The 25,082-nt window shown below is 69.4% G+C and carries 16 protein-coding genes and 1 pseudogene; 5 read left to right on the top strand and 12 right to left on the bottom strand.

From position 1 onward, the window contains the following. Positions 1-1,369: 1,369 nt before the first annotated feature. Entirely contained in the window at positions 1,370-4,246 is a 2,877-nt protein-coding gene (locus OG905_RS01870; protein WP_328665826.1) for a helix-turn-helix transcriptional regulator, read from the top strand. 68 nt (positions 4,247-4,314) lie between these two features. Here OG905_RS01870 and OG905_RS01865 read toward each other — a convergent pair whose 3' ends face one another. The 4 genes and pseudogenes from OG905_RS01865 to OG905_RS01850 form a co-directional block, all read right to left on the bottom strand. Next, positions 4,315-4,761, bottom strand: coding sequence for a transposase family protein (locus OG905_RS01865; RefSeq protein ID WP_328665825.1), 447 nt, complete (start codon positions 4,759-4,761; stop codon positions 4,315-4,317). A 212-nt stretch (positions 4,762-4,973) separates the two neighbouring features. Continuing rightward, positions 4,974-5,273 (bottom strand): annotated as a pseudogene (locus OG905_RS01860) (transposase family protein); the annotation flags it as partial. 67 nt (positions 5,274-5,340) lie between these two features. Further along, complete coding sequence (locus tag OG905_RS01855) at positions 5,341-7,797, bottom strand: discoidin domain-containing protein (protein ID WP_328665824.1); 2,457 nt, start codon at positions 7,795-7,797, stop codon at positions 5,341-5,343. Between the two features lie 676 nt (positions 7,798-8,473). Beyond that, the gene (locus OG905_RS01850) at positions 8,474-8,821 is read right to left on the bottom strand and encodes a hypothetical protein (RefSeq protein WP_328665823.1); all 348 of its coding nucleotides are present in this window, start codon (positions 8,819-8,821) and stop codon (positions 8,474-8,476) included. A gap of 97 nt (positions 8,822-8,918) precedes the next feature. Here OG905_RS01850 and OG905_RS01845 point away from each other — a divergent pair, with 97 nt between their 5' ends. Further along, positions 8,919-9,452, top strand: coding sequence for a hypothetical protein (locus OG905_RS01845; protein WP_328665822.1), 534 nt, complete (start codon positions 8,919-8,921; stop codon positions 9,450-9,452). A 358-nt stretch (positions 9,453-9,810) separates the two neighbouring features. After that, positions 9,811-10,407 (top strand): hypothetical protein, encoded by a 597-nt coding sequence (locus OG905_RS01840; RefSeq protein WP_328665821.1) that lies wholly within the window; start codon positions 9,811-9,813, stop codon positions 10,405-10,407. Positions 10,408-10,455: 48 nt separating this feature from the next. On the opposite strand, the gene OG905_RS01835 is transcribed toward OG905_RS01840, so the two are convergent. The 6 genes from OG905_RS01835 to OG905_RS01810 form a co-directional block, all read right to left on the bottom strand. After that, complete coding sequence (locus OG905_RS01835) at positions 10,456-10,986, bottom strand: YcaO-like family protein (RefSeq protein WP_328681984.1); 531 nt, start codon at positions 10,984-10,986, stop codon at positions 10,456-10,458. 356 nt (positions 10,987-11,342) lie between these two features. Then, on the bottom strand, positions 11,343-15,833 hold the full coding sequence (locus OG905_RS01830) for a caspase, EACC1-associated type (RefSeq protein ID WP_443043879.1): 4,491 nt from the start codon (positions 15,831-15,833) through the stop codon (positions 11,343-11,345). After that, entirely contained in the window at positions 15,802-16,203 is a 402-nt protein-coding gene (locus OG905_RS01825) for an effector-associated constant component EACC1 (RefSeq protein ID WP_328665819.1), read from the bottom strand. Before OG905_RS01825 ends, OG905_RS01830 begins: the two co-directional genes overlap by 32 nt. Positions 16,204-16,624: 421 nt before the next feature. After that, a complete protein-coding gene (locus OG905_RS01820) occupies positions 16,625-19,459 on the bottom strand; it encodes a type 2 lanthipeptide synthetase LanM family protein (protein ID WP_328665818.1) in 2,835 nt (944 codons plus the stop codon). A gap of 253 nt (positions 19,460-19,712) precedes the next feature. Next, positions 19,713-19,913 (bottom strand): DUF6229 family protein, encoded by a 201-nt coding sequence (locus OG905_RS01815; protein WP_328665817.1) that lies wholly within the window; start codon positions 19,911-19,913, stop codon positions 19,713-19,715. A gap of 178 nt (positions 19,914-20,091) precedes the next feature. Continuing rightward, positions 20,092-20,448, bottom strand: coding sequence for a DUF5958 family protein (locus OG905_RS01810; protein ID WP_328665816.1), 357 nt, complete (start codon positions 20,446-20,448; stop codon positions 20,092-20,094). Between OG905_RS01810 and OG905_RS01805 the strand changes: the two genes are divergently transcribed. Further along, on the top strand, positions 20,447-21,037 hold the full coding sequence (locus OG905_RS01805; protein ID WP_328665815.1) for a hypothetical protein: 591 nt from the start codon (positions 20,447-20,449) through the stop codon (positions 21,035-21,037). The two genes, OG905_RS01810 and OG905_RS01805, sit on opposite strands and share 2 nt — an antisense overlap. 17 nt (positions 21,038-21,054) lie before the next feature. Here the strand turns inward: OG905_RS01805 and OG905_RS01800 are convergent, their stop codons facing one another. Together OG905_RS01800 and OG905_RS01795 are read right to left on the bottom strand one after the other, a co-directional pair. Then, positions 21,055-22,857: a sensor histidine kinase gene (locus OG905_RS01800; protein WP_328665814.1), complete on the bottom strand. Its 1,803-nt coding sequence runs from the start codon at positions 22,855-22,857 to the stop codon at positions 21,055-21,057. Further along, complete coding sequence (locus OG905_RS01795) at positions 22,854-23,591, bottom strand: response regulator transcription factor (RefSeq protein WP_328665813.1); 738 nt, start codon at positions 23,589-23,591, stop codon at positions 22,854-22,856. Before OG905_RS01795 ends, OG905_RS01800 begins: the two co-directional genes overlap by 4 nt. Positions 23,592-23,681: 90 nt before the next feature. Between OG905_RS01795 and OG905_RS01790 the strand changes: the two genes are divergently transcribed. Further along, positions 23,682-25,034: a hypothetical protein gene (locus OG905_RS01790; RefSeq protein ID WP_328665812.1), complete on the top strand. Its 1,353-nt coding sequence runs from the start codon at positions 23,682-23,684 to the stop codon at positions 25,032-25,034. The last annotated feature ends 48 nt before the right edge of the window (positions 25,035-25,082 follow it).

Below are 25,082 nucleotides of genomic sequence, written 5' to 3'. Positions count from 1 at the left end.
CGCCGGCGTACGCAACGGCACGTTCCGCGAGGCCCGGACCGCGCTGCGGAAGTTGTACCGGCGGCATCAGCCGCCAGTGACCTCGCAGGCGTATGCCCGTGCACTGCAGGCAATGCGTGGCGGCAGCAGTCCCGAGGGCGCCTGGAGCCCGTACCTACTGACCACGGTCTGCCGCACCGCCGCAGCCTGGTCCCTCACGGCCCGCCGTACCGAACTCGCTCCCGACGTCGAGACCTGGCGGGTGCAGGCGGCGGTGACGGAGAGCGGAGAGGAACGGAGGCGTTCTGCAGCTTGCCCGAGCGCCGGCGGACCGCTCTGGCACTCGGCCGTCGAGCGCCAGTCGCCGGACGGGACCGCTGCGCTGCCCGGACTCAGCCCGAGCGGCGCCGCCTCGCTCGCGGCACGCGCGCGCGAGGGCCTGCGGGCGGCTTACCGGGCCGAGCATGCGAGGGATGCAGCGGTGCCGGACGAATGCCGTCATGTCGCTGGCCCACTGGCTGCATCGGTCCACCGCCACGTCCACCGGAATCTGGAGCGGCATCTGACGGTCTGTTCCCGCCGCCGTCGCGCATCGCTCGACCTGCGGAAACTGAAGGATTCGTGGAGTGTTGCACTCCGCGTTGACGTCCTGCCGCGAGCAGGGGACTGCTGCGGGCCGAAGGCCACGCAGGCCGTGGTCGCACAGCGGCCCGGCAAACGGTGGCGGCACGACCGGTTTCGGCGTGAAAGAGACCCTCAGGGTTGTCGGCACGGGCGCCTCCCTGCTCGTCATCCACCTCAGCGGCTGGGCATCTTCCTGGGCGGCGACGAACCTCCCACGTCGCGGCCCGCTCCAGCCAGGACCGTCACGGCCGTCGCCACGTCCGGGCCAAGGGTGTTATCGACCGCACCCAGCTGCCGGTCGCGGCCACCGGTGGATCCATGGACAACTCAAACGGCGGAGGGCGCAGAGCCGTACGAGGCGAAGTGCGACGGCAGCCAAACGCTGCAATGGGTACTGATGAGCGACCGTGCCTCACGTACACCGGCTCGGCGACGGACGGCGCTCCGGTCTGTCAGCCACGTGCCGCCTGCAACTCCGCCGCGACCACGGCCCGCTGGTCGTACCTCCGGTTCGACGGACAGACAGCCTTCGCGCAGAAGGATTCCAGCGAGCGTCGTCTCCGCCTGGATGACTGCGCAAGGCTGGCGAGGGCGAACCCCACTCCCGGTCCATCGGCACGATGGCCAGCCACTTCAAGTCGCCATCGCTTCGATTCCTTTACGAGGGTGATGCCTGGCTGCCAGCACACATGTGGCGGGGCCGGCCGGGACCAGGCGGGCTACCGGATCGAGTTCGAGTACGAGGAAACGAAATAGGGGGAACGTGATGCGTGAGCGTGAGTGGGACACGGCAGTACGGGAGTCGCTGGCCTCGGTGGCGCCGGGCGCGTCGGTCCTGGTGATAGTCGAAGGAGAGGCAGGGACTGGCAAGACCAGGTTTGTGCAGTGGTTGCTCGCTCTTCCTGAGCTCGGCAGGGTGCATCGCCTGACGGTGACCTTCAAGGCGTCTGGTGCTTCCGTCGTCCGCGAGTCCCCCCATGTGAAAGGCGCCGCGCCGACGCGGCCGGAGGCCAGGTCGGCACGTCGTCCCGAGCCCCCGCAGCCCGGAGCGCTGCAGTCCGGCGCTCCGGTGGCGCCCTCGTGGCCGGCCCTGCCGGCGGCTTCCTCTCTGAGAGAGCTGGCGGCTTCGCTGGGCACGGGTGTTCCGGTGCTGCTGGTGGCCGAGGACGTTCACCGTGCGGACGAGCAGGACGCTCGTGCACTGCGTACCCTGCTGGCCGATCCGCCGGCCGGACTGCGCGTTGTGCTGACCTACCGCCCCGAGGAGCTGGCCAGTCGCGGGCTGATGCTGGGCGCGCCGGTGGGGTACCCGGCTGAGTTGCCCGTCATCCGATTGCGGCTCGGGGCACTCAGTGAGGCCGAGGTGCGCGGGATGGTGGTGGAGGCGTTGGGCGAGGACGATTACTCGGATCCGTTTCTTGCTCGGCTCTGCGAGAGGTCGGGGGGAATCGCGCAGGTCGTGGCTGATCTGTTGGAGGAGCTGAAGACGGCCGCGTCGCTGCCGTCCCCGGGAACCGCAGAGGCCGGCCGGAAGCGGTTCACGGCCAAGGACATGGACGAGGTCAGGGTGCCGGTTCGGCTCGCCGAGTCGGTGGTCGGCCGCTTGGCGGCGCTGGACGAGGAGCCACGGCGCGTGGTCTGGGCGGCGGCAGTGCTCGACGAGGCCGCGACTGAGGAGGAGTTGGCCGCCATAGCGGCCCTGCCGGCGGAAAGTGGGCGTGCGGCGCTGACGGCTGCTCTGTCCGAAGCGGTGCTGCAGGAGTCCGAGCTCGGCCGGTACGGGTTCCGGGCACCGATGGAGACCACGGCCATATACCACGTACTGCCCGGCCCGGTGCGGCAGGAGCTGCACGGTCGCGCGGCCGAGGCGTTGGCGGCGCGCCGCCCGGTGCCGTGGGCGCGGCTTGCCCGCCAGCAGCTCGCCTCCGGCCGGATCGCGCACTGGCTGGAGAGCGTGGAAACCGCAGCACGTGAGGCCGTCGAAGCCGGGGACCCCCAGCTGGCGATCTCGTTGCTCGAGGACACGCTGGCGCGTCCTGACGTCTGTCAGTCGGACCGGGCTCGGCTGGCTTTGATGCTCGCGCGCAGCGTGATTCATGGGTTGCGTTCCGGCCAGACGCTGGAGGTCCTGCGGCGATTGGTCGACGACCGTGCGCTGCCCGCGGCCGTGCGTGGCGAGATTCGCCTCCATCTCGGGCGGATCCTGCTCAGTGCTGGGCGCAGTGGCCACGGGCGTATCGAAATCCTCAGAACGGTTGACGAGTTGAGTAATCGTCCGGCGTTGGCGGCGCGGGCCATGGCGGTCCTTGGGGTTCCCTACTGGCCCGGTGAACCGCTGGCGGACTGTCTGGTCTGGCTGGCGCGAGCCGAGGCGGCAGCGGCCGAGAGCGGGGATGCGGCGGTCCAGGCGGCGGTCGCGGTGCACCGGGCGGTCGTGGTGGTTTGCGTGGGTGATCCGGACGGATGGCGACGCTTGGAACAACTTCCCAGGGAAAGCGAGGATCCGCGGATCCTTCAGCACTCGGCATATGGTCTGGGCAGCGCCGCCTATGCGGCGATCTGGCTGGGCGAGTACGCGCGAGCGCGCGAGCTGCAGGCCGAAGGCCTGATGTTGTACGCACGAAGCGGGTCTCCGTTCGGAGAACAGCTGTCTCGGGGTATGTCGCTGCCTCTGGACATGGTGACCGGCCAATGGGCAGGCCTGGCTGCCCGAGCCCGTCTGTATGCGGCGGAGGTCGGCGAGCTGCCAAGCATCGCGGGCGAGGCCAGGCTGGTGCTCGGCCTCCTCGCCCTGGCAAAAGGCGAGTGGAGCCGAGCAAGCACCTGGCTTGCCGCACCCGGCCTGTCTGGGGCCGACGGCACCGTACCCCAGGTGGCGGCGGCCTCAGGCGGCCGCATCAGGCTGGCGCTGGCCCGCCAGGAACTGGCGTCCGCGGCGCAGGAGGCCGCTGAGGCATGGGCCAGGCTCCGGGCAACGGCCGTGTGGGTATGGGCAGCGGAATTGGTCCCATGGGCTGTGGAAGCAACGGCCCGAGCGGGAGCGTTGGACACGGCGCGGACGATGGTGGACGAGTTCTCGGCAGGCATAGAGACCAGGCAGGCACCCGCCGCCGCGGCGGCACTGATGTGGTGCCGGGCGCTGCTGGCGGAGGCGGATGGCGAACTCCCGGCGGCGGGGGAGCACTTCCGGCATGCCCGCAGGCTCTACCAGGCGCTGCCCCGGCCCTATGAGGCGGCCCTCATCGCGGAGGCCAGCGGACGATGTGCTCTGGCAGGTGGTCCGGAGACCACCACAGGCATACAGGAACTGACCACCGCCGCACACGAGCTCGAGGTGCTCGGCGCGACATGGGATGCCGCTCGCGCACGAGCGGAACTACGAACCCACCAGAGTGCCCACCCGCTTCGCCGTACGGGCAGCCTCAGCTACGACGAGCGGCTGTCGCCCCGCGAACAGGAAGTGGCCCAACTCGCCGGTTCCGGCATGAAAAACCGCGAGATCGCGGCCACCCTGTACCTCTCCCCGCGGACGGTGGAGTCGCATGTCGCTCGCGCCATGCGAAAGGTGGGCGCGCTTTCCCGGCAGGACCTTGCGCGTATGGTCCGCAACAGCGAGGCGGAAGCTGAACAGGCGGCGGGATAGAGCTCCGCAGACACGCCGCGGACCTCGGCGACCGCATACATCTGGATTCCTCCGTGGATACCCCGCCTTCAGGCGGGGAGGAAACGGACTCCTGCGGAGCAGGCGGCGATGGCGGCGTGGGTCTCGGGGTAGTACCCGCGCCGTCCGGTGTACCGCTGCAGCGGGCGCCACTTCTTTTCTTCTCCGATGACATGCTCCACGCAGATCCGGCGGGCGGATTGGCGTCGGCGCTGCTCGCGCCAGGCACCCCGCTCGCCGAGCGGGGCGTCATCCTTCGGTTTCTTCGGCGGGGCGCTGACCTGGTCGGGGAACTCGTTGGCCAGTCTGCGGTAGCCCTCGTGGGCCTCGGCTTTCACCTTCGGGTGCAGGCGGCGCTGCTCGGCGATGCCCTCGGTGCGCACGGCGGTCTGGTCGTGCATGCGGCCCGGCCGGTCGGCGCCGGACCACAGCAGCCGGCCGGAGCTGTCGCTGATCGTGGTGGTCTTGGCGGTGTTCTGCTTCTTCTTGCCGGACACGAACGCCTTGCGGCCTGCTCGTCCGGCCCGGGGGGACGGCGGACTTGCACTTCGGTTCCGTCGACGCGCGGGTCGACTCCCTCGGCCTCGGCATAGGCGAAGACGTAGGCCAGGGTATGCAGCCGCGCACCGGGCCGCTGCGGGACGGCAAAGCCACGCCGGGCCAGCAGAGGACTTATCTCGTGGATTGCACGGGTAACGGTGGGCCGGGTCACTCCGTACAGCTCGGCCAGCGCCGCGTGCGGCAGCTGCAGCCGCAGGTAGATCGGGGTGATCAGCACCCGGTCGACGAAGACCAGCTGGTGACTGGGCCCGGCACCGGCCGCCCGCTGACGGTCGTGGCCGCGCCGTTCCTGGCGCGCAGACTCGCGCTGTGCCGCCCACGGGGCAGGCACTTCCTCGATCAAGTCGCCGAGATGTGCACGATCAAGGCCGCAGAAGGCAGGATGCGACAAGGCCGCGCGGGCCGAGAAGGACGTCACAATCCACTCAACCTGCGCGGCCGTCGTCATGTCACGGCCGACCCCGCGCTACCGCGTACCGAGTCCCCCCGAGGCCACCGAGTGAGTGTCGGGTGTGTCAGCCGAGGTTGAGGATCGTGGCCTTGCTGGGTACGCCTTGGGCGTTGAGTGCGAAGAGGAAGTATGTGCCTGGCAGTGCGACGCCAGGGTCGGCCGGCACGGTAACTTCGTACGTCCTCGTGTTTGTCTGGCGGGTTGTGAGCGGGACGCGTCGCTGGTCGTTGTCGGTGGAGTGGGTCGCGGCGCCTGCGCGGACCAGCGCGAAGGAGGTGACGGCGGTGTCGGTGGTGATCGTGAGTTTCGTCCCGTTGGCTGCGTGGGCCGGGACGCCGCCGGTGATCTGGGGCCGGGTTTTCTCGGTGCCGTCGGTGTTGAGAAGGTAGGGCGGGGTGAAGATCGCCCCGTCGGGGTGGTTGGTGGCGCAGGCGCCGCACAGGCCGCCGCCGCCGCTGAATATGCGGCCGTCGGGCAGCAGGTTGGCGACGCTGTGGTAGTTGCGCGGCACGGCCATTGCTGCCATGCGGGTGAACCTGCCGGTCGCCGGGTCCCAGATCTCCGGGGTCATGGCTGAGGTCGCGTCGCTGAAGGGGACCGGGTAGGACTGGCCGCCGAAGACGGCGACCTTGCCGTCCGGCATCACGACGCTGTTGGCGAACGCGCGGGCGTGGGCCAGGTCGCCGGTGCGGGCGCTGAGGGGCCTGCCGCCCCCGTTGAGGTCGACGGTGTAGGCGCGCCGGGTGGCTTTGACGTTCTCGTACGCGGTGGCGCCGCCCAGGGTGAGCAGCTTGCCGATGTCGTACGCAACCGCGTTGCCGTTCATCGCGTCCGGGCTGTCGGCGCGGGTGCCGGCCGCGGTGATGCTGCCGTTGCCGCTGGTGGAGATCCAGTTGATCTGCTTGCTGGGACCAAGCTGCAGCACGCGCCCGTTCGAGGTGGCGTGCAGCCACTGGTGGTTGTCGGCGCGGTAGGGGCCGCGCGGGTCGGCCGTCATGGTCGTGGTGACGGGGACGCCGCCGAGCTTGCGCCACGTGCCGCTGGCGGAGGACCAGACTTCACCGCCCTTGCCGCCGTTGCCGCCGCTCCAGGATCCCCCGAGGACGAAGGCGTCACCGGTGGACAGCAGCGTCATCGCCTGATATCCGCGTGCGATGTTCATGTCCGCGGTCGAGGTCCACTCGTCGGTCGCCGGGTCGTACATGCTGGCGCGCTGTGCGTTGGAGCCGCCGGTGACCAGGACCCGCCCGTCCTTGAGGACCGCGATGCCGGGGCAGAACATGTCGTGCCCGGTGTTGTCCACGCGGCGCTGCGTGATGCGGCCGGTAGCCAGGTCCATGATCGCGGTTTGCGTATAACCGTTGCTGCCGCCGAAGCGGTCGACGCCGTACGCGGACCACGCGAGCATCTTGTTGCCCGGCAGGACCGCGGTGGCGACAGGGACCAGCGGGAAGCCCGTCACCTTGCCCCACAGGCCGTGGGCGGCCGGGTCGGCGGGAGCGCTGAGGCGGATCTCGGCCGCCGAGGACCACGGCCCGCGGCCCCCCGCCTCGGTGGTCGCGGTCAGCCGGATGTAGCGGGCGGTGACGGTACGCGTGAAGGTGGCCCCTTTCGGGGTGTCGTCGTCCTTCCAGGTTCCGCTCGCCACCGGGGTGCTGAAGGAGGTGCCGTTGGTGCTGGTGGTGACGGTGTAGGCGCCGATCCGGCCGTTGACGCCGGTGCGGCGCGGTTCGTAGGACAGGGCGGAGACGGGGCGGGCCGTTTTCATGTCGATGGTGATGGTGTGCGGCAAGGGCGTGGCCGTGGGTGTCCATGTGCTGTGCCACATGGTGTTGGGGTCGCCGTCCAGGGCGCGGGCGGGACTGTGGTCGCCCTTCGCCGTCTCGTGGTCGCTTGCGGTCGCCGTCCAGCCGTCGCGGGGCAGGTCGACCACGGCTGCGGTGGTGCCCGGATCGCCGAGCAGGTTGATCTCGGCGGCGCTGGTCCAGGGGCCGCGGTTGCCGGCCTCGGTGGTCGCGGTCAGCCGGATGTAGCGGGCGCCTTTGGGCGCGAAGCTCAGGGTCTTGACGGTGTTGTCATCGGCCAGGGTGCCGGTGGCCACCGCGTCCCCCCACGCGGTTCCCTCCGCGCTGAGGTGGATCGCGTACTCGCCGACGCGGCCGTTGATGCCGGTGGTTCGGGGCTGGTAGACGAGCGCGGAGACGACCACCGTCTTGTGCATGTCGATGGTGATGGTGTGCGGCAAGGGCGTGGCCACCGGTGTCCACTGGCTGTGCCACATGGTGTTGGGGTCGCCGTCCAGGGCGCGGGCGGGGCTGTGGTCGCCCTTCGCCGTCTCGTGGTCGCTTGCGGTCGCGGTCCAGCCGTCGCGGGGCAGGGTGGGCGCGGCGGGCTCCATCGCGGCGGCGGGGGCAGCCTGGTGATGCGGGGCCGCCGGCGGGACCGTCGGATCCGCCGCCGGCAGCGCCCGTCCCGGCCCGGCGCTCGCGCTGCCGCCGAAGACGAGGAGAGGGACGAGCACCGCGAGGACAGCGGTCAGGGGCAGCAGAATCAGACCCCGGGATCTGAAACGGGACCATCGGCTGAGACACAACGGTGCGAAGCCACGGATCATGTCGTCGTCCCCCCACGGACAGGGCGTCGCCTTCCGCAGCCACGCCACGCGGGACATGACCATGGCACCAGGCCCCAGGCTTGTAAAGACTCTGGTCATAGCCGACAGCCACGACGTAACGGGCGTCAACGGTGTACGTTGCGGGCAGGTTCAGCCCGTTCCGGGGCGCGCTCCGACCACCACGACGGTCCGTCACATGACAACGGACCCTGGCAACCACCTGCTGCTGGCGAAGGCCGGCGCATCTGCTCGTCGGCGGACTTCGACGCGTGGGTATCGGGGCGGACGGCGAAGGAGCTGGCCGAGCCGTTCAATGGCGACGGTCCGGCGGTGATTCGGTTTCTGGGGCGCGGGGGACCAGGCCTTGTTGGGCGATCTGGTCGGTACCTCGGCACCTGGTACGCGCTACCCCCGCTGGGCCGATCCGGGCTGCTGTCCCCGGACGATGCCATCACGTACCCGTCAGCGATTGACACGAGCGGCGGGTCCCTCTGGCCGACGTGAAGTGAAGCAGACCGGCATCGGCAGGCCGTATCCCAGGCAGGGCGGCCGATGCTGCGTCCTGCACCCCTGGTCGGCAGGGTCAGTTCAGGTTCAGGAACACCACCGCCGAAGACTGCGGACGCACCTCCCTCACCCGTGGCGTCCCCGCAAGGAGCACCGGCCCATCGAGGAGATCCAGCGGCGGGTGCGCGAGGAGGTCTACTGGAGCTCCTCCATCGAGCGGCACGCCAACAATGGGCTGCCGCGGTGTGAGCCGGTGACCAGCGCGGAACTGCTGGGCCGAGCTGCCGTCGAGGCCAGGGGAGAGTCGTTTGCTACCTGCCGGTATGCTGCCGGTCGCCAAAGAGGAAAGGTTACAAATGCCAAGCTGCTTACCGTCGTTGCGCTCGGTGCCGCTGTTACCGCTCATCATGGCTGCCGTGTTCATGCTGCCGACGCCGCTGAGCTCCTCCGCCGCCGCGTCCCCGGTCTCGGACGCACCGCCTGGCACCGCACGACAGGGTCAGGGTTGCGGGGAGTTGCGGGTGACGGGCTCACTGCCTGCGCCTCCGGCCGGGATGGCTGTCCGGCAGGAGGTCAGCGTCGGCGATGACTGCAAGCTGCACCTGGGTCAAGTCCGGTTCGTGCCCGCCCCGGACGGGCGGCGGCACACGGCGGGGGACAGCCGGGAGCTGCGCACCTGGTCGGAGATGTACGACTGCTGCGGGATCCTGATGACCGCGTTGTACACCACCACGACCTGGGGAAACGTCGACGGCGGGGTGCGCGAGGCCAACACCACTGCGCGGCACGACTGGAACCGAGAGCCGTGGGACGCAGGCTGGTCCCTCGCGGGCACGAGCCATAGTGTGGATTGCCACGCTGCCTGCCCAGGTGCCCGCGCCGCCGCCCACGCAGCGTTCGGCTACCGCGGGATCTTCGACCTCACGGGTGACTGGTACGCCAACACCCATGACTCCACTGTGCAGCTGAACGGGAACGGCTCCGCCTCATGCCGACTCGACGTGACCTTGCGGCATACCTTCATCGGCTGGCGTTGGGTGCGCGGCTGCGCTTGACGGCAAGTCTGTCGTGGCGAGGTGTGGGTGGGTTGTTCGGCTCGTTGCCTTCTACGCGTCGCACCGTCGCTCACTTGGGGCCCGTCAGTCAGCCTTCGACCTACCGCCATCGGGATACCTCATCCTCCCGGCATTGGTGAGCGCAGCGCCAGCCGTCAGCAGGCTCGCAACTCCTGCCGGCCAAAGATCTCTCGTGTCGGGGCTTCCCACACTCGGCGAGCCACCGTCTGCACCTTCGGCCTCCCTGCATGCGCATGCCGAAGTTGTCTCGGCCGAGTGGGTTTTGCGTCCACACGTACACGTATTGCCGCGGGGTGAGTAGAGTCCGGAATCATCACCCCCGCTTTGAGGAGCCATCGTGCCCGAGTCGGACACCACCACGCTGAAGACCCAGTACGCGGCCAGGGTTGCCGCCGACCTGAGTCAGAACACGGCCGAACAAGAACGCATCCAAGCAGAGATCGAGGCTCTGCAGGCCCAACTGGCCTCGCTGGAGCAGGACCACGAACTCCTGGTCGGCATGCGCTCCGCCTTGGGCGGCGAGACAGCCGAACCCAAGACGGTCCCTGCAGCTCGTCGGACCGTGAAGAAGCCGGGCTCAGCCACGGCGAAGACCACGCGCACACCCTCCGCCAAGAAGACAGCACCGAGGAAGGCGGCCGCCAACAAGACCCCCGCCACGGGTCCGGCACAGAAGGGACCCACCCTGACGGACCTCGTGCATCAGCACCTGAGCGGTCAGACCGAGCCGCGCACCGCTGCCGAGATCGCAAGGGCTCTCGCCGACGCGCACCCTGAGCGCAACATCAACGACAACCTCGTGCGCACCACCACCGAAAGGCTGGTCGCCCGCAGTAAGGTCGTCCGGGCCAAGCAGGGCGCCACCGTGTTCTACACGACTGCCCAGAGCGCCGAGGACACGGCAGCGCTCAAGCCCGCCGAGGCTGCAGCCTGACCCGCACAGCGGTCCGCAACAGGCCGGCCGCACCGTCTGCCGCGGTCGTCATGTCGTCGGAGCCTCCGGCGAGTTGATGCCGCAACCCACCGCAGGCCGGTGTCGCGGAAGCGTCGCACGGCCTTGCGGTCCAGGTTGAGGCGGCGGGCGATCGCGCTGATGGTCCAGCCCGCGGCGAGAGGCCGTTCCGCGGCGAAGTCGCCCCGCTCCAGCCGCACGTCGATCCCCGAAAAGAGCAGGCATGCGGCGACAGGGGTCGGCGACCGAGAGGGGATCGACCAGCGTCCGCCGCGCTCTGGCACAGGCCTCGTCGGTGAACAGGGCGTCGCGTTCGACGACTTCGTACATGGCGTGCAGCAACGCCTCATCACGCGTATTGCCGCAGACCAGTCCGGTGCTGGTTGCACGGAACACATCCGGCTGCAAGACAGGCCTGGCTGCTGAGCGGTGGACCAAGCCGACGGGTACTGGGACGCGCCGACGGCTGAGCACACCGCTGCCGGTCGTCGTTCCGCACTCCGGGCAACTTGACGTCCAGTCGGCCCGGACCGCCTCGGCCCTGGCCCGCGTCCGCCGCATCCGGCGCCAGTGCCGCGAGCGGCAAGCCGACGAGCAGAACACCCCCGTCGACTTCACCGACGGCGTCAGCGGACCACCGCGCCCCCGGCACAACCGCGGCTCGGCTCCGCGGCCATCCGCGACCACGAGCAGCCTCAGTCCGGGAGTTCCGTTCGTCCTGGCTCATGCACGACACCGAGCCAGCGGGCATCGCGCCCGACTGGGCGGTTCTGGCCGCGGTGTGGTGGTGAGCCGGGCATCGAGGAGAGCGTCCGGGCGGTCTGGGTCGATATCGCGCGTGTCCGCGCCTCCCATCCGGCGGTGTCTCATGGTGGCCGCACTCAGCTCTGCGCTGCCGCGGGCGGCCCCGGCGCCGCTCAGCGAGCGCTACCGGGCCGGCAAGGCGGGGCATAGGTCCGGCTGCTGTCCGGGACATATTGCCTCCATTCGGCTCTGGTGAGGGGGTCTCCGGAGACTGAGCAGACACGGGCAGCCGCCCGGCTGGGGTCGATCTCCCACAGCCGGACCGTCGGGTCCAGACCGCTCGCGGCAAGCGTGCGGCCACCCGGACCGAAAGCCAACGAGAGGACACTGTCAGTGTGGCCGGTCAGCGTGGCCAGGGTGCGGGGTTGGGCGGGCTCAGTCATGTTCCACAGCCGCACCGTGCCATCCGTGCCTCCGGTCGCCAGCGTGTCTCCGCCGGGGTTGAAGGCGGCCCAAATGACATAGCCGTTGTGGCTGGCAAGCGGGGCCCTCAATTTGATGGGGCGACGGGGGGCAGTCACATCCCACAGATGCACCTTTCCGTCCGCGTCACCTGCAACGAGGACATCTCCGTGGGGTTGGTACGCGACCGAGTACACATCGTTCGCTGGGCCCTTGAGCGTCACGACCCCTTTGGGGTGGTGAGCGTCGGTGAGGTCCCACACCCGGACGGTCTTGTCGATGCTGGCGGTGGCTGCGAAGCGCCCGTCGGGGCTGAATGCGACAGACTGGACGTAGTTGCGGTGACCGACGAGGGTGGACACTTTCCGGGGGTGGCGGGGATCCGAGACGTCCCACAGGTGAACCTTCCAGTCCTGGCCGCCGGCGGCGAGCAATCGCCCGTCCGGGCTGAACGCAATGGTCTCCACTGAGTTTCTGGGACCGGTCAGCGGCCTGGGCACCTGCGGGACCGGCCGCCGCGGGTCCCGCACATCCCACAGGTAAACGGATCCCTTGGTGCTGGCGACGGCGAGAAGCGGACGCTTCGGGCTGAAGGCCAGTGACCCGGTGAAGTCGCCATCTTTGTCGGGACTGGTCAGCGGGGCTCCGAATGGGACAGGGTGCTGCGGGTTGGCCATGTTCCGCAGCCAGACGGTCCTGTCGCGGCTGCCGGCGGCGAGGACCTTCCCTCCCGAGGAGAAAGCGACGGTGAAGACGGCGTCCGCGGGACCCCTGAGCGCGGTTCCGGGGAGGTTCCACAGCCGCACAGGCCCGTCGGCGCCTCCGGTCGCCAGCGTTTCCGTACCCCGTCGGAAGGCGACCGTGGTCACCGGGCCCGGATGGGGAAGCACCGAGACCATACGCCTGGTGGCCACGTCCCAGGTACGAGCCTTGGCGTCGGAACTTCCGGCGGCCAGTGTGCGGCCGTCCCGGCTGAATGCCACCGTGTTCACAAAGCTCGTGGCACCAGTCAGCGGCCGCCCCAGTGTTCTGGGGCGGTCCGCGTGAATGACGTTCCACAGGTGCACGGTGTTCTCAGCGCCCCCGGCCGCCAGCGTCCGTCCATCGGGGCTGAACGCCACGGAAAAGATGCCCTTCTTCGGGCTGGTCAGTGCGGTGAGGGCCTTCGGCTTCTCGGGGCCGGCCAGCGTCCAAAGCCGGACCGTTCTGTCCATGCCCCCGCTTGCCAGCAGGCGCCCATCGGGGCTGAATGCCACCGACTGCACATAGCCGTTGTGCCCGTTGAGCGTCGCGAAGGCTTTGGGCCGCCGCGGATTCGCCAGGTTCCACAAACGTATGGTCCTGTCCGCGCCTCCCGCTGCCAAGGTCTTCCCATCAGGGCTGAAGGCCAACGAGTAGATCGTGTTGTCAGCACGCATAGTTCTGGAGCCATATGCGACGGGCCTCGCCCTGTCACCGAGATCCCACAGCCGCACCACCCGATCAGCCCCCGCGGCGGCCAGGGTGCGCCCGTCCGGACTGAAGGCAAGCGAAAAGACGGTATTTGTGGGACCGGACAGCGGGTTGCCCAGCGGGCTGGGGCGCCGGTCACCGGTCAAGTCCCACAGCCGTACGGACTTGTTGGCACCGGCAGCGGCCAGCGTGTGCCCATCGGGGCTGAAGGCCACCGACTGGGTCACGCCCTTCGGACCGAGCAGCCGTGTCGCGGCAGGGCCCGCGGTGGAGTTGAGCAGGCTGGCCCGCGCTTCTGCGGTCGGGGCGACACGGTACGCGGTCAGGCTCAACTGCATGGCGAGCGAGGTGTCGTTGTCCCGCAACTCATCTGCGTGTATCGCGATCAATCGGGAGACGGCCAAGTCACGCTGCCGGTCGGCCGCGGCGCGCTGCTGGACCGCGTCCGCCATGAGACCGCTTGTGATCAGCAGCAACACCACCAGTGCGGCGAGGAGACCGTAGAGGCGGCGGGTCCGACGCTGCTTCGCTCGCTCATCTGCCTGCCGCTGTTGCAAGCTGGCATCCAGGAACTCGCGTACCACAGGGGTCAGCAGGTGCCGGTGACCCGAATCCGCCCACCTCTCGGCGATCTTCAGACGGGTGCCGCTGTAGAGGGCTCCGGCGTCGCGCTGCTCACGTTCCCATTGGTCAGCGGACTCGGCGAGGCGCTGTCCGATAAGGAGTTCAGCGCGGTCAGTATCGATCCACCGGCGCAGCAAAGGCCAGGCGTGCAAGAGTGCTTCATGGGCGATCTGTGCCTGCTGCTCGTCGAGGGACAGCAGCCGAGCGTGCGCGAAGGCGTCGAGGACCCTGTTGATGGCCGCCGCGTCAGTGGCCGCTTCCGCGGCGATGAGCTCGTTGAGCGAGGCAGGACGGCGTGTGTCTTCGGTGCCGTCGCCGATGCGGACGAGTCGCAGCAGCAGGCGCTTGGCGACCTGCTGGTCGTCGGGATCGAGGCTGGCGTAGATGCGTTCTGCTGTCTGGGCGACCGCCTGCCAGATTCCTCCGGTCGCCTGATATCCGGCCAGTGTGAGCAGCCGGCCCTCGCGCTGCTGCCAGGTGGCCAGAAGTGCGTGGGACAGGAGAGGGAGCGTGCCGTGTTCCGGTCCCGCTGCGCCGCTGGCCCGCAGATCACGGATCAGTGCCTCGACCAGGCCGTCCTCCAGAACCAACCCGGCGACGGCAGCTGGCTTCTCGATTGCTTCGACGAGTTCTTCTCGCCTCATGGGCTCGACGATCTGATTGTGCTGGAGCGCGGGAACCAGCTCGGTGAATGCCGAGCAGTGCCCGTAGAAGTCGGCGCGGACGCCGAGCACCACGAGCAGTGAAGGCTCGTCCCCGTCAGCGCCGGGGCTACTCGCCTGGCACAGAGCGCGGATGAATGCCTGCTGCTCGACGGGATCAGTGCATGCGGTGAAAAGCTGCTCGAACTGGTCGACGATCAGGACCACTCTGCTGCCGGGCACGGCCGCGCTCGATGCGCGCGATCGCAGTAACCGCCGCGCGGCCTCGGAGAGCCATGCCTGGTCTTGCGTGGGGTTAGGGGTGTTGTCCCCTGGGTTCGCTCCCGAGTTCTGTGCCATGCGCTCGGCGAGTTCGCGAAGCGGGTGGGCCTTCGGCGCGAACGGCATTACGGGCCAGCTGCGGGAGACCTCGACGCCGGGCAGTCCCCTCTTCAGGGCAGGTACCAGTCCGGCGCAGAGCAGGGAGGACTTGCCCGATCCCGACGGCCCCGTCACGACAAGTGGGCCACCGTCCGGGAGCCGTTCGACGAGTCGGCGTACGAGCTGCGCGGTGAGCCGTTCACGGCCGAAGAAGTAGTCCACGTCTTCTGGCCCGAAAGCGGCCAGTCCGGGGTACGGGCTGGTGGCCTGGGCAGCACCGCCGCTCACCGCGGCGGCAGCTGCCCGCGCTTCGGCGGGGTCCGGCGGCCGGTAGGCCCGGTTCACGGCAAGGACCAGGCCGTCGGCACGCCCTGCCGCCTGTCGCCGCGGCCGTGGCAGCTCACGCTTGGGCAGGGAACGCTCCAGGTACCGGTACACGTGATCGAGCGTCAGCGCGGGCGGCCCTGTCGGATCGCCTTCATGCAGTAGCCGGATCAGCTCTCCGGTGAAGGCGGTGTGGCGAGTCCCAGGGGGCGCATGGGCTGCCTCATCGCGGGCCGCGGCCGCGATCAGGTAGCTGCCGTGAATCTGCGCCGCGACCATGGCGTCGTCGGCGGGGCTGCCCAGCGACCCATGGGCACGTCCGGCGAAGCAACAGTCCAGCAGGACCAGGACAGACTGGGCCCTGCAGTCGGTCAGAGCGTCACGGACCACCGAATAGGGAAGCGCGTTGAAGGCCAGCCTGCGGCTGTCGTGGTCAGTGGCACGTGTGGCCAGGTGCAACTGGTTGCCCGCACTGACGAGGCCGTGGCCGATGTAGGAGAAGACAAGGACATCCTCGGCCTGTTGGGCCGCCTCCATCAGTGCTTCGCCCAGCACCAGCGGATCCGGGGGGTCGAGCAAGGTACGCAGTCCCGTAGGGGCGAGGCCACACTGTTCCACCAGTGCTTGCCCCAGATCCCGTACAGTCTTGGCCACGCTGGGTATGGCCGGGAGCGTGGAGGTGTGCACATGGGTACCCGTCCCAACCACAAGCACCCGGACTCCCGGAGCGCTCAGTGTCGTGGGCGGCTCATTGGCCGATTGCCCCCTGCCGCCCGGCATCGCTCTCACCCCCGAGCAGCCGCTCTACCTCGGCGATCTGCCGTTGAAGGTCGGCTCCGTCCAGGCTGCGCATCCGTCTGGCCGAAAGCGCCACCTGGACACGGTCGCCATCTCGTGAGGCGGTCAGGGTCACATCGCTTGTACGCTGCCGCAGCCACGTGATCAGTACGCCGGACAGCACCGCCAGTGCGCCGCCCGGTGCCAGGACCACCAGCAAGGCATCCACTGCCGCGCCCATCCTGCCGGGTTCAGGCGGCTCAGCGGCGACGTGGACCCGGCCGCGAAGCTCTTCTTCCTCGACCAGCCACGCTTGTAAAGACCGAAGCTCGTCTCCTGATGGATCCGTCAGTAGATTGATCTTCACATCCACAAGCCCCACCCCTCCGGGCGTCCGGACCTCCGAACGCGCTTCCTGGCGCCGTAACTTAGCGGCTGGATGACATAAATGAGGAGATCTCTACGATCTTTGGTGAAAAAGGTTGATCTTATCGCCGGAAGAGCTTGGAAGGGGAGTGTCGCTGCTTCGGCCCCCGCGATGGGCCGCGGCGGCCATCGCGGTCCGGTGCCCTGTACAAACAGACCTCTGACCAGCAGGAATAGCGAGACGCTGCTGGAGTGAGGTGTTGTCGCCAAGGTGTCACGCCCACCTCAGAAGCGATGCGAGGGTGACGGCTGCTTGGTAGGACTCGACGTAGCGCCACGACTGCGGCCACGAGACCGGCAACACTGATCACGGGCAAGGGCGACCCTGCGCATCAAGAGCGCAGCGAGTCGACACACCAGCCCGAAGGTCAGTCGAGGAGTTGGGGATTGGGCAGGGTGGCTGCGGGGTGCATGCGGAGGAGGGTGTGAAGGACTCCTGAGAGGCCGGACATGAGGCTGGGGGAGAACGCTTCGCGGGCCAGCCCGCCGACCGGGCCGCGTTGTTCGAGGCCGGTGAGGATTTCGGCGTCGAGGTCAGAAGGGTCGCCGAAGTTCAGGGACGTGAGGAATTCCCACAGGCCGAGGTCGCCGTGGCACAGAGTGTGGCTCCAGCCGAAGCCCTCGGCGGCGCAGGCGCGTGCTGCGCGCTGAGCCATGTCGAGGTGGGCGGGATCGCCCGCGCGTCGGTGGAGATCGAGCATGCCGATGCCGACTCCCGCGCTGCCATGGCACCAGCTGGTGAAGAAATCCTCCTCCGCGCCGATGCGGACGTCGCGCCAGTTGCCGTGCTCGGGTTCGTAGAGGGATTCCTGGTAGGCGAAGGCCCGCTCGGCGAGGTGTGTCCAGCCGCGCTGTTCGGCCGCGGAACCCGCGTCGCTGAGGGCGAGCCGGGTCAGCGCCCAGCCGATCCCGGTGGCGCCGTGGGCGAAGCCGCCGATGCCCTCGGGGTTGAGCCGGGTCGTCCAGCGGGCACCGCTCGCGTCGACCGTGGCCAGCCCGGTCAACCGGCGGCCGATGTGCGCGGCGGCGCCGAGCCAGCGGTCCTGCCCGGTCGCCGCAGCCAGGTTGAGGAGGGGGACGACTCCGCCGGCCGCCCCGTTGAGGAGGTCCACCTCGACGTCGTCCTCGACCAGTCGGCCTTCCGCGAGCAGCAGGGCCCTTTCGGCGGCCCGCTCCAGCAGCCAGTCCTGACCGAGCACCCGGTGCAACGCCATCCACGTCCACACCTGCGACGCGGCACCGCTGAACGCCCCGGGTGACGGAGTCGGCGTCCGGTCCTCCGTGCCGACCAGCACCCGCAGCGCCCCCTCGAACGTCTCGGCGACGCCCGGCACCTCGTCCGCCCGCCCGGCCCGCACCTCGGTCACGTACTCCGCGAGCGTCAGCGCCACCCCGCCCTGCCCGGTGTAGAGGTCGGCCGGCAGCACCCTGATGGACCACCCCGCGGGGGTGAAGACAGGGCTGATCCAGGTGACCGTACCGTCCTCGCCGCGCACCGCCCCGTCACACAGCCGCCGTACCATCTGCGCGGCTAGGTCGCGGCGGCGCCGCTCCCGGTCACGGGCGTGCGGGTCGCGGGCGGCGGCCTGCACCCGCTCAGGCAGCGAACGCTCATTGAGGTACGCGCCCACCAGCGCATCCTGGATCACCGACTCCTCCAGCGCCAGGTCGGTGGTGCGCCAGTCCTCGACGGTGGTCCGTACGGCGGCCGCGTCCACGGTGAAGCTGAACATCGGTACGTCGCCGGCCAGTAGGTCCGCGATCTCGCCGTCGATGGCAGCGCGGTCGGTCGGCGCGCCGGGCAGCACCTCGGCGTTGCGCCGCAGGATGTCCCGGGCGCGCTCGAGTGCCGCCGCCTCATCGTGCAACGACGCCGGGTGCCACAGCATCCGGCCGATGTCGACGTACGCCTGCGTCGGCCGCAGGATCCGCCGCGCCTGGGCGCCTTCGAAGCGGCGCAGCAGCCGGTACGGGTCGACGCCGGGCCGGCGCAGATGCGCGGTCATCTCCAGGAAACCGGCCAGGATCCGGTCCCAGTACGCGCTCAGCACCGGGGTGGGGCTCGGGTGATTGCCCGCGGTGGGCATCGCCACCAGGTCCACCTGGAAGCGGGCCGCCGCGCTGCCACCATCTGCGATCACCGGGTTCGGGATCAGCGGCTGCTGGCCGGGCAGCGCCCCGACCCCGGAGATGTCCACCCCGCCGAGCGCGAAGCCGGTGCCGCGTACGGGCAGCAGTCCGGTACGTAGCACCGTACGGCGGATGGCCGCCGCCGCCACGTCCACCGCGTCTCCCCGGCCGCTGGGCGGGAAGGGCGCGGGGACGTCGAAGAGTGTCTCAGCGTCCACGATCACCGGCACCGGGCCCGCGGCGATCATGTTCTCGGCGTGCATGTCGGTGCCGCCGGTGAAGCGGAGGACGGCCAGCCAGTGTCCGACGTTGAGGTAGAACGCGGCGAGTTCGGTGTCGTCCGCGCAGTAGCGGTGGCGGACGAACTCGGCCCAGCCGTAGCCCTCGCGCGCCAGCGTACGCGGCACCCGGATGCGCTCATCCGGCGCCGGGGCACCGGGAAAGTCAGCGTAGAGCTCCTCCAGCAGCGCTTCCAGCGCCACGTCGGCCTCGGACGGCCGGGGCTTGTACATGACGCTCCCGCCAGTGAAGTCAACCCGGCTGACCGTCAGGCCGCCCCGGTGAGTGTCGCCCGCACCGAACGCGACGGCTCGGATCTCCCCCGCGGGTCTCCCCAGCAGCGGCTGCAGCAGCCCGCGGTCCGCGGCGAAGCGCTGCGCGAAACCGTCGGTCGCCGCCACCGACAGCCGAGCCACCGACGCGATCCGCGGGCCGACGCTCGGGTATCGGCCGGCCAGCCGGTCGAGATAGCCCTCCTCACAGGCCTGCTCGATGAACGCGGCCCAGGTCCTCGTGTCGGATCCGGCTCCTGCGCTCTCGGCTGCCCGCCCGCCGCCTGCTGCCATGCGCAGCGCGTGCAGTTCAATCAGGAACAGGCGGGACAGCTTCGCGTGCAAGGACTTGAGCAGGGCGGTGTGGCCGGCCTCCAGCACCGCTTCCCGTTCCTCCCGGCCCAGGGCGTCCACGGCGTCCAGCCGCCGGGCCAGCTTTTCCCGCCACGGGCGGGCGATGTTTCGTACGGGTTGGGCGAACCACTCCGCCTCGTCCCTCTTTTCCGGCGCCGATCCGCTCACCGTCCACCCTCCCCATTCCGCCGCACGTTCGCGCCCCCGGGCGCCCCAAAGGGGCGCGGGGAACTGCCGCGATACCGGGTGCGGACGCGTCGTTGCTTGGCAGTCAGTTCCCCACGCCCTTGTTTCTCGACCGCACTCCGCAGGGCGCCCCAAAGAAGCGCATTCCGCAGGAGAAACGGTCAGGCAGCGCGCCTCGGAGAAGGCACTCCGTAGGAAGTCCCTCCTCAAAGGGTCCTAAAGGCGCCGCAGGCGATCAGCAGCACCAGCTGCCGTGCGACCCGCTCGGGCTGGAACAGAAGCCGTAGAGGGAGTCGCTCGGGTCGGTGAGTGCAGCCTCGGCGGCGGCGCCGCCGACGTAAAGGGGCCCGGCGGGGTTGGTCTGGCCGTACGCGCTCTCGGCGCCTGCCAGCCAGGCGTCGAGCACGGCGGTGGTGGGAACACTGGTCTGGGGCATCAGCGGCCTCCGGATGTGGGGATTGGGACGGATTGCCCAGTGCTGAGTATCGCCGGATTCGAACACCCGTCAGACGACCAATCTGGCCAAAGTCGTTTGGTGTTCTTGCGGCGTAACGCTATGTGTGGGGCGGGCGGGACGGCGGCGCCGCCGAGCGGTGACGGGGCGATGAACCTCCTCAGCGACGCGGTCGTTGCGGCGTTCGTCGAGGGGGGTGAGAAACGATCTTCCCCAACTGGTGCTCGATCCGGCCGCGTGTGATCAGGACCGCGGGTGTGTGCGTCGGAAGCAGCCCGGCACGGCGGATGCTCTCCGGTCCGTCCTCGACGACGGCGCGCGCCCATGGGGAGATGAGGCAGCTTGTGAGTTGAATGACACGGCGGCTGTGTCCGGAGCAGCCATGCCGGCCGCACCGGCTCTGACCGGGACGTTCTGGTCGCAAGCAAGCCGCGATCAGCCTTTCTTCGAAGGCCGGACAGTCCGCTGACAGGGCGTTGACCCGAAACAAACATCGCTCGTCAAGGATGGCCGTCATGCAGACACGCATCCTTCGATCACTGCGCAGGCCCCTCGGCGTTGCGCGAAGCACCGTGCTCTTCGCGGTCGGTACGACGGCGGTCGCGGTTCTCACCGGCTGCGGTGGCGGTTCGACGAGCAACGAAGAAAGCGGCGGCAACGACGTCGCTTCGCTGCCCACTCGGGGGACGGAGGGCTCCGCGGCGAAGCCCAGCCCTGCCGATCCGGACGCGGGCCGACCTCAGATCCGGTTGGACAGCACCCAGGACGACGTCAACCGCATGATGGACAGCTGGCTGGCCTGTCTGAATCAGCATGGTGGGCCGGACGCGCTCAAGCAGTACAAGCGGAACCCCAACACCGCCACTGGTCGGGCCTGTCAATCCAAGCTCCCGCTCGACCCTCCGGAGCTCGATCCGGCCAAGAACCCGCGCTACAACGACGACGTGCGGGAGATGATCCAGTGTATGAACGGCAAGGGCTTCAAGAGCGAGGTGAGCCCGGACGGCCACGGCTGGGCGCTTGTTCACGGCAGCGATCTCAACGCTCCCGGCTTCGAAAAGGCCGAGCGCCCCTGCCTCGTGAAGGCCTTCGGCGGGGACAACTGAGCGTTCTCCTGACCGGGTCACGTCGGCAGGTGAAGCGTGAATACCGTTCCGGCGCCCAGGGTGCTGGTCACGGCGACGTCGCCCCCGTGCGCTTCGACGAGTTGACGCACGATGGCCAGGCCCAGGCCGCTGCCGCCGGTCCGGCGACTGCGGGAGCGCTCGGCCCGCCAGAAGCGGTCGAACACACGGGGGAGGTCTTCCGGGGCCATGCCGCTGCCGGTGTCGGCCACCTCGATCAGTACGGTCTTTCCTTTCCTTCGGGAGCGCAGCGACACCGTGCCGCCGGACGGGGTGTGCCGTAGGGCGTTGGACACCAGGTTGCCCACGATCTGGCGCAGACGCAGCGGGTCCACGAAGAAGTAGACATCGTCCTCGGCGCACAACTCCAAGCCGACTCCAGCCAACTGGGCCGGGCCGGCGTACACGGTGGCGACGTGCTGGAGGATCGTGCCGGCCTCCACGTACTCCTGCTGCAACTTGAGCATGCCGGCGTCGGACGCGGCAAGGATCTGGAGATCGTCCACGATGTTCTGGAGCAGCAGGGTCTCTTCCAGCAGCGAGGCGGTCACCTCGTCCTCGTCCGACAGCAGGCCGTCCTGCGTCGCCTCCAGCCAGACGCGGATGGTGGTCAGCGGGGTGCGCAGCTCATGGGTGATGTCACTGACCATCGCCTTGCGTTGCTCTTCCATGCGTTCGCGGTATGCGGACAGGTCGTTGAACGCCTGCGTGAGACGGCCGATCTCGTCGTCGCCGGCCACGGGCAGCGGAGTGTGCTCCTGTCCCGGCCCGCGGACCGCGTTGGTGAGTGCGCGCAGCGGCCTGACCATACGCAGGCCGACCACGACGGTCACCGCCGTGGTCAACGCCAGTACGAGGACGGTGACGCCGACGATCCGAGCGGCGTTGGCCGGGGAGAAGTCGAAGCGGGCCACGGCCGCGGAGCCGCTCGACTCGCTGACGAACACCCGTGCCGCAGGTGCGACATGGGCCGTGAGTTGTTCGCGGCGGCTGGTGTCGATGCAGTTCTGCGCCGCCTTGCCCCAGGCGCTGTTCGACAGCGCGGTCTCGGGAGTGAGATCGAGACCGAGTTCTACCGGGGGCATCCGCCGGCGCTGCAGACAGTCCTTGATCAGCGCGTTGAGGTGGCCGAGGGCCGCGATCTCGGTCGGCGTGGGGGCTTCGAGGGCGGCCAGATTGCAGAAGATCGTGCCCTTCATCTGGTCGTCGCTGCTCCCGGAGATGTGGATCCGGGGGTGTCCGCCGGGAAGATCGACGAGTGCGGCTGTGAAGTGCAGCTCCTCACGCAGGCACAGCAGGCCCTTCTGGACCCTCGCGAGGACCTTCCGGCGCTCGGTCGACTGCAGCCGGAAGGGGCCGAGAGCCTTGGGGTGGATACGGTCGGCACGGGCGTCGGGGATCAGCGCCGGATCGGTCTGGAGCGGGTCGACGACCGCGAGCGCCTGGGTGGAGGGCAGCCCGTTGTCTCCACCGGAGGAGTCTGCGATCAGCCCGTCACCGCGGCCTTCGGAACCGCGCAGGGTGATACGACGGTGGGTGCGTGCCGCGAGTTCCGCGACCGTCCGCTCGACGCCGTCCCACCGCGGATGGGTGGCTGCATAGTCCATCAGCGTGCGGTACACGGTGATGTCGTCGGTGAGCGCCTGCCCGCTCTGTCGTCGGATCACACTGCTCGTGGTCTGCACCGCGAGCCACGCGGTGGCGGACAGGGCACACATGGCGATGAGCAAGGACGCGGCCAGCAGCCGGGTCAACAGGCTCTTGCGCAGCGGGACTCCGGCCGCGTCGCCGCCGGTTCTCACCGCTCGCCCCGCGGTTTGGCCGGGAAGTCGTCCGTGCCGTCGGTCAGCTTGTATCCGACGCCGATGACAGTGACCAGGTAGGCGGGCCGCCGAGGATCGGGTTCGAGTTTCTTGCGCAGGTTCAGGACGTGTACGTCGATCGTGCGCTCGGTGACGAAGGTGTCGGCCCCCCGGGTGTGCATGAGCAGTTGCCGACGTGTGAAGACGCGTTCCGGCGCGGCTGCCATCACCGTCAGCACTCGGAACTCGCCCGCCGTCAACTCGATGCGGCGCTCACCGAACCAGACCGCGTGCTGTACCGGATCCACCATGAGGGCGCCGACCCGCAGCACCGGATCGTCCGCCGGCTCCTCCCGGACCTCGGCCGTGGGCCGAGCGCGTCGCAGCAAGGTCCGTATGCGGGCCATGAGCTCGCGGGCGCTGTAGGGCTTGGTCATGTAGTCGTCGGCTCCCAGCCCGAGTCCGCGCAGGAGATCCTCTTCGGCCGTGCGGGCCGTGAGCACCAGGATGGGCAGGTCGGACTCCCGGCGTAGCGTGCGGCAGACCTGCAGACCGTCCACCACCGGCATCATCACGTCGAGGACCAGCAGATCGGGTGGGCGTCGCCGGGCCTGGTCGATCGCCGCACGTCCGTCGTGGACAACCACGGCGGTGTGGCCCTCGTGTTCGAGGTACCGGCGAATGACCGTGGCCTGCCTGACGTCGTCTTCGGCCACCAGAATATGTGCGCACACAGGGCGACCCTAGGACTCCGCCGCGACCTCGAACATGCCTTTGATATCAATCTGACAGCATCCTCATCTCGTTCGGCCAGGATGACCGCCATGTCCCCCTATCCGTTGCGGCGCATCCGCATGCACGGCAGTGACCACGCCCCGCCCGAGCCGTCGGAGCTCCAGGAGCCGGGAACCGAGAGCAAGAAGAATGCCAAGAAGAAGAAGGCGCTGGCCGTCGCGATCGTCGTGGTCCTCGCGGCAGTCGGGGCGGGTGTCCGCCTGATCGAACGGTACGACGGCGGGCAGCGGGCAACCGACACGTCGAGCGAAGCGGCGCGGGCCAGGACCGTGGCCGTTGTCAGGACCGACCTGGCCGACACGCTGACATTGAACGGAACGCTCGGCTACGGGCAGTCGGTGCCGGTCAGGGGCGGCAAGGACGGTGTGGTCACCCAACTACCGGGCGTGGGTGCCACAGTGGTGAGAGGGGAGTCCCTGTACCGGGTGGACGACCGCCCGGTCCCCGTGTTCTACGGTTCCACCCCCCTGTTCCGTACGCTCGACACCAAGGGCGTCGCCGGGCGGGATGTGAAGGTGATCGCTGACAACCTGCGGGCATTGGGCTACGCCGTGGGCTCCCAGCCCGCGTCGGGTACCTGGATCGATCTACCGGTGCAGCAAACCGCTTCGGCGCAGAAGGGAGCGACGCAGAAGGTTCCGGTAGAGGCCGATGCGAGCCCGAGTGCGAGTGCGAGCGCGAGCGCTGCGCCGGGCAAGGGCGCTCCGGTGGATCCGGTTCCCTCCACGGTCCGGACAAAGCTCAAGCCGGGAGAGGCAGTGCTCACCGCCTCCCTCATCCGGGCCCTCAAGGCGTGGCAGACCCACGTGGGCATGCCGCCCACCGGCGTGCTCGGGGTGGGCGACGTGATGGTCACCGGCGGCGCGGTGCGGGTGGGCGCGGTGCAGGCCCATTCCGGCGACCCGGCCACCGGGCCGCTGCTGTCGGTCACCAGCACGCGCAAGATGGTGACCGTTCCGGTGGAGGCGACCGAGGCCGGCTCGATCAACCAGGGCGACAAGGCGATCCTCGTTCTGCCCGACGCCTCCACGACACCCGGCACCGTCTCCGCCATCAGTACGACGGTGCAGTCCGGGGACGCGGGCGGGGACGATGACTCGGGCGCCTCCGCCCGCGTGAACGTCACGGTCTTCCTGGACGACGCCAAAGCAGTGGGCCGACTGAACTCCGCCTCCGTTCAAGTACGGTTCAGCGCCCAGACCCGCAAGGGCGTCCTGGCCGTGCCGGTCGGTGCTCTGCTCGCCCTGAGCGGAGGCGGCTACGCCGTCCAGCTTGCAGACGGCCGTCTGGTGGCGGTGCGCACGGGGCTGTTCGCAAAAGGTCAGGTGGAGATCAGCGCCACGGGCATCGGCCCGGGTACGAAGGTGGTGACGACGTCGTGACCACAGCCGTGCACACCGGTCCTGAACCGGTGCTCGCCGTCCGAGACG

The organism is Streptomyces sp. NBC_00322, assembly GCF_036147535.1.
In the GTDB taxonomy this organism is placed as follows: domain Bacteria; phylum Actinomycetota; class Actinomycetes; order Streptomycetales; family Streptomycetaceae; genus Streptomyces.
This window is presented reverse-complemented; position numbering and strand designations above follow the sequence as displayed.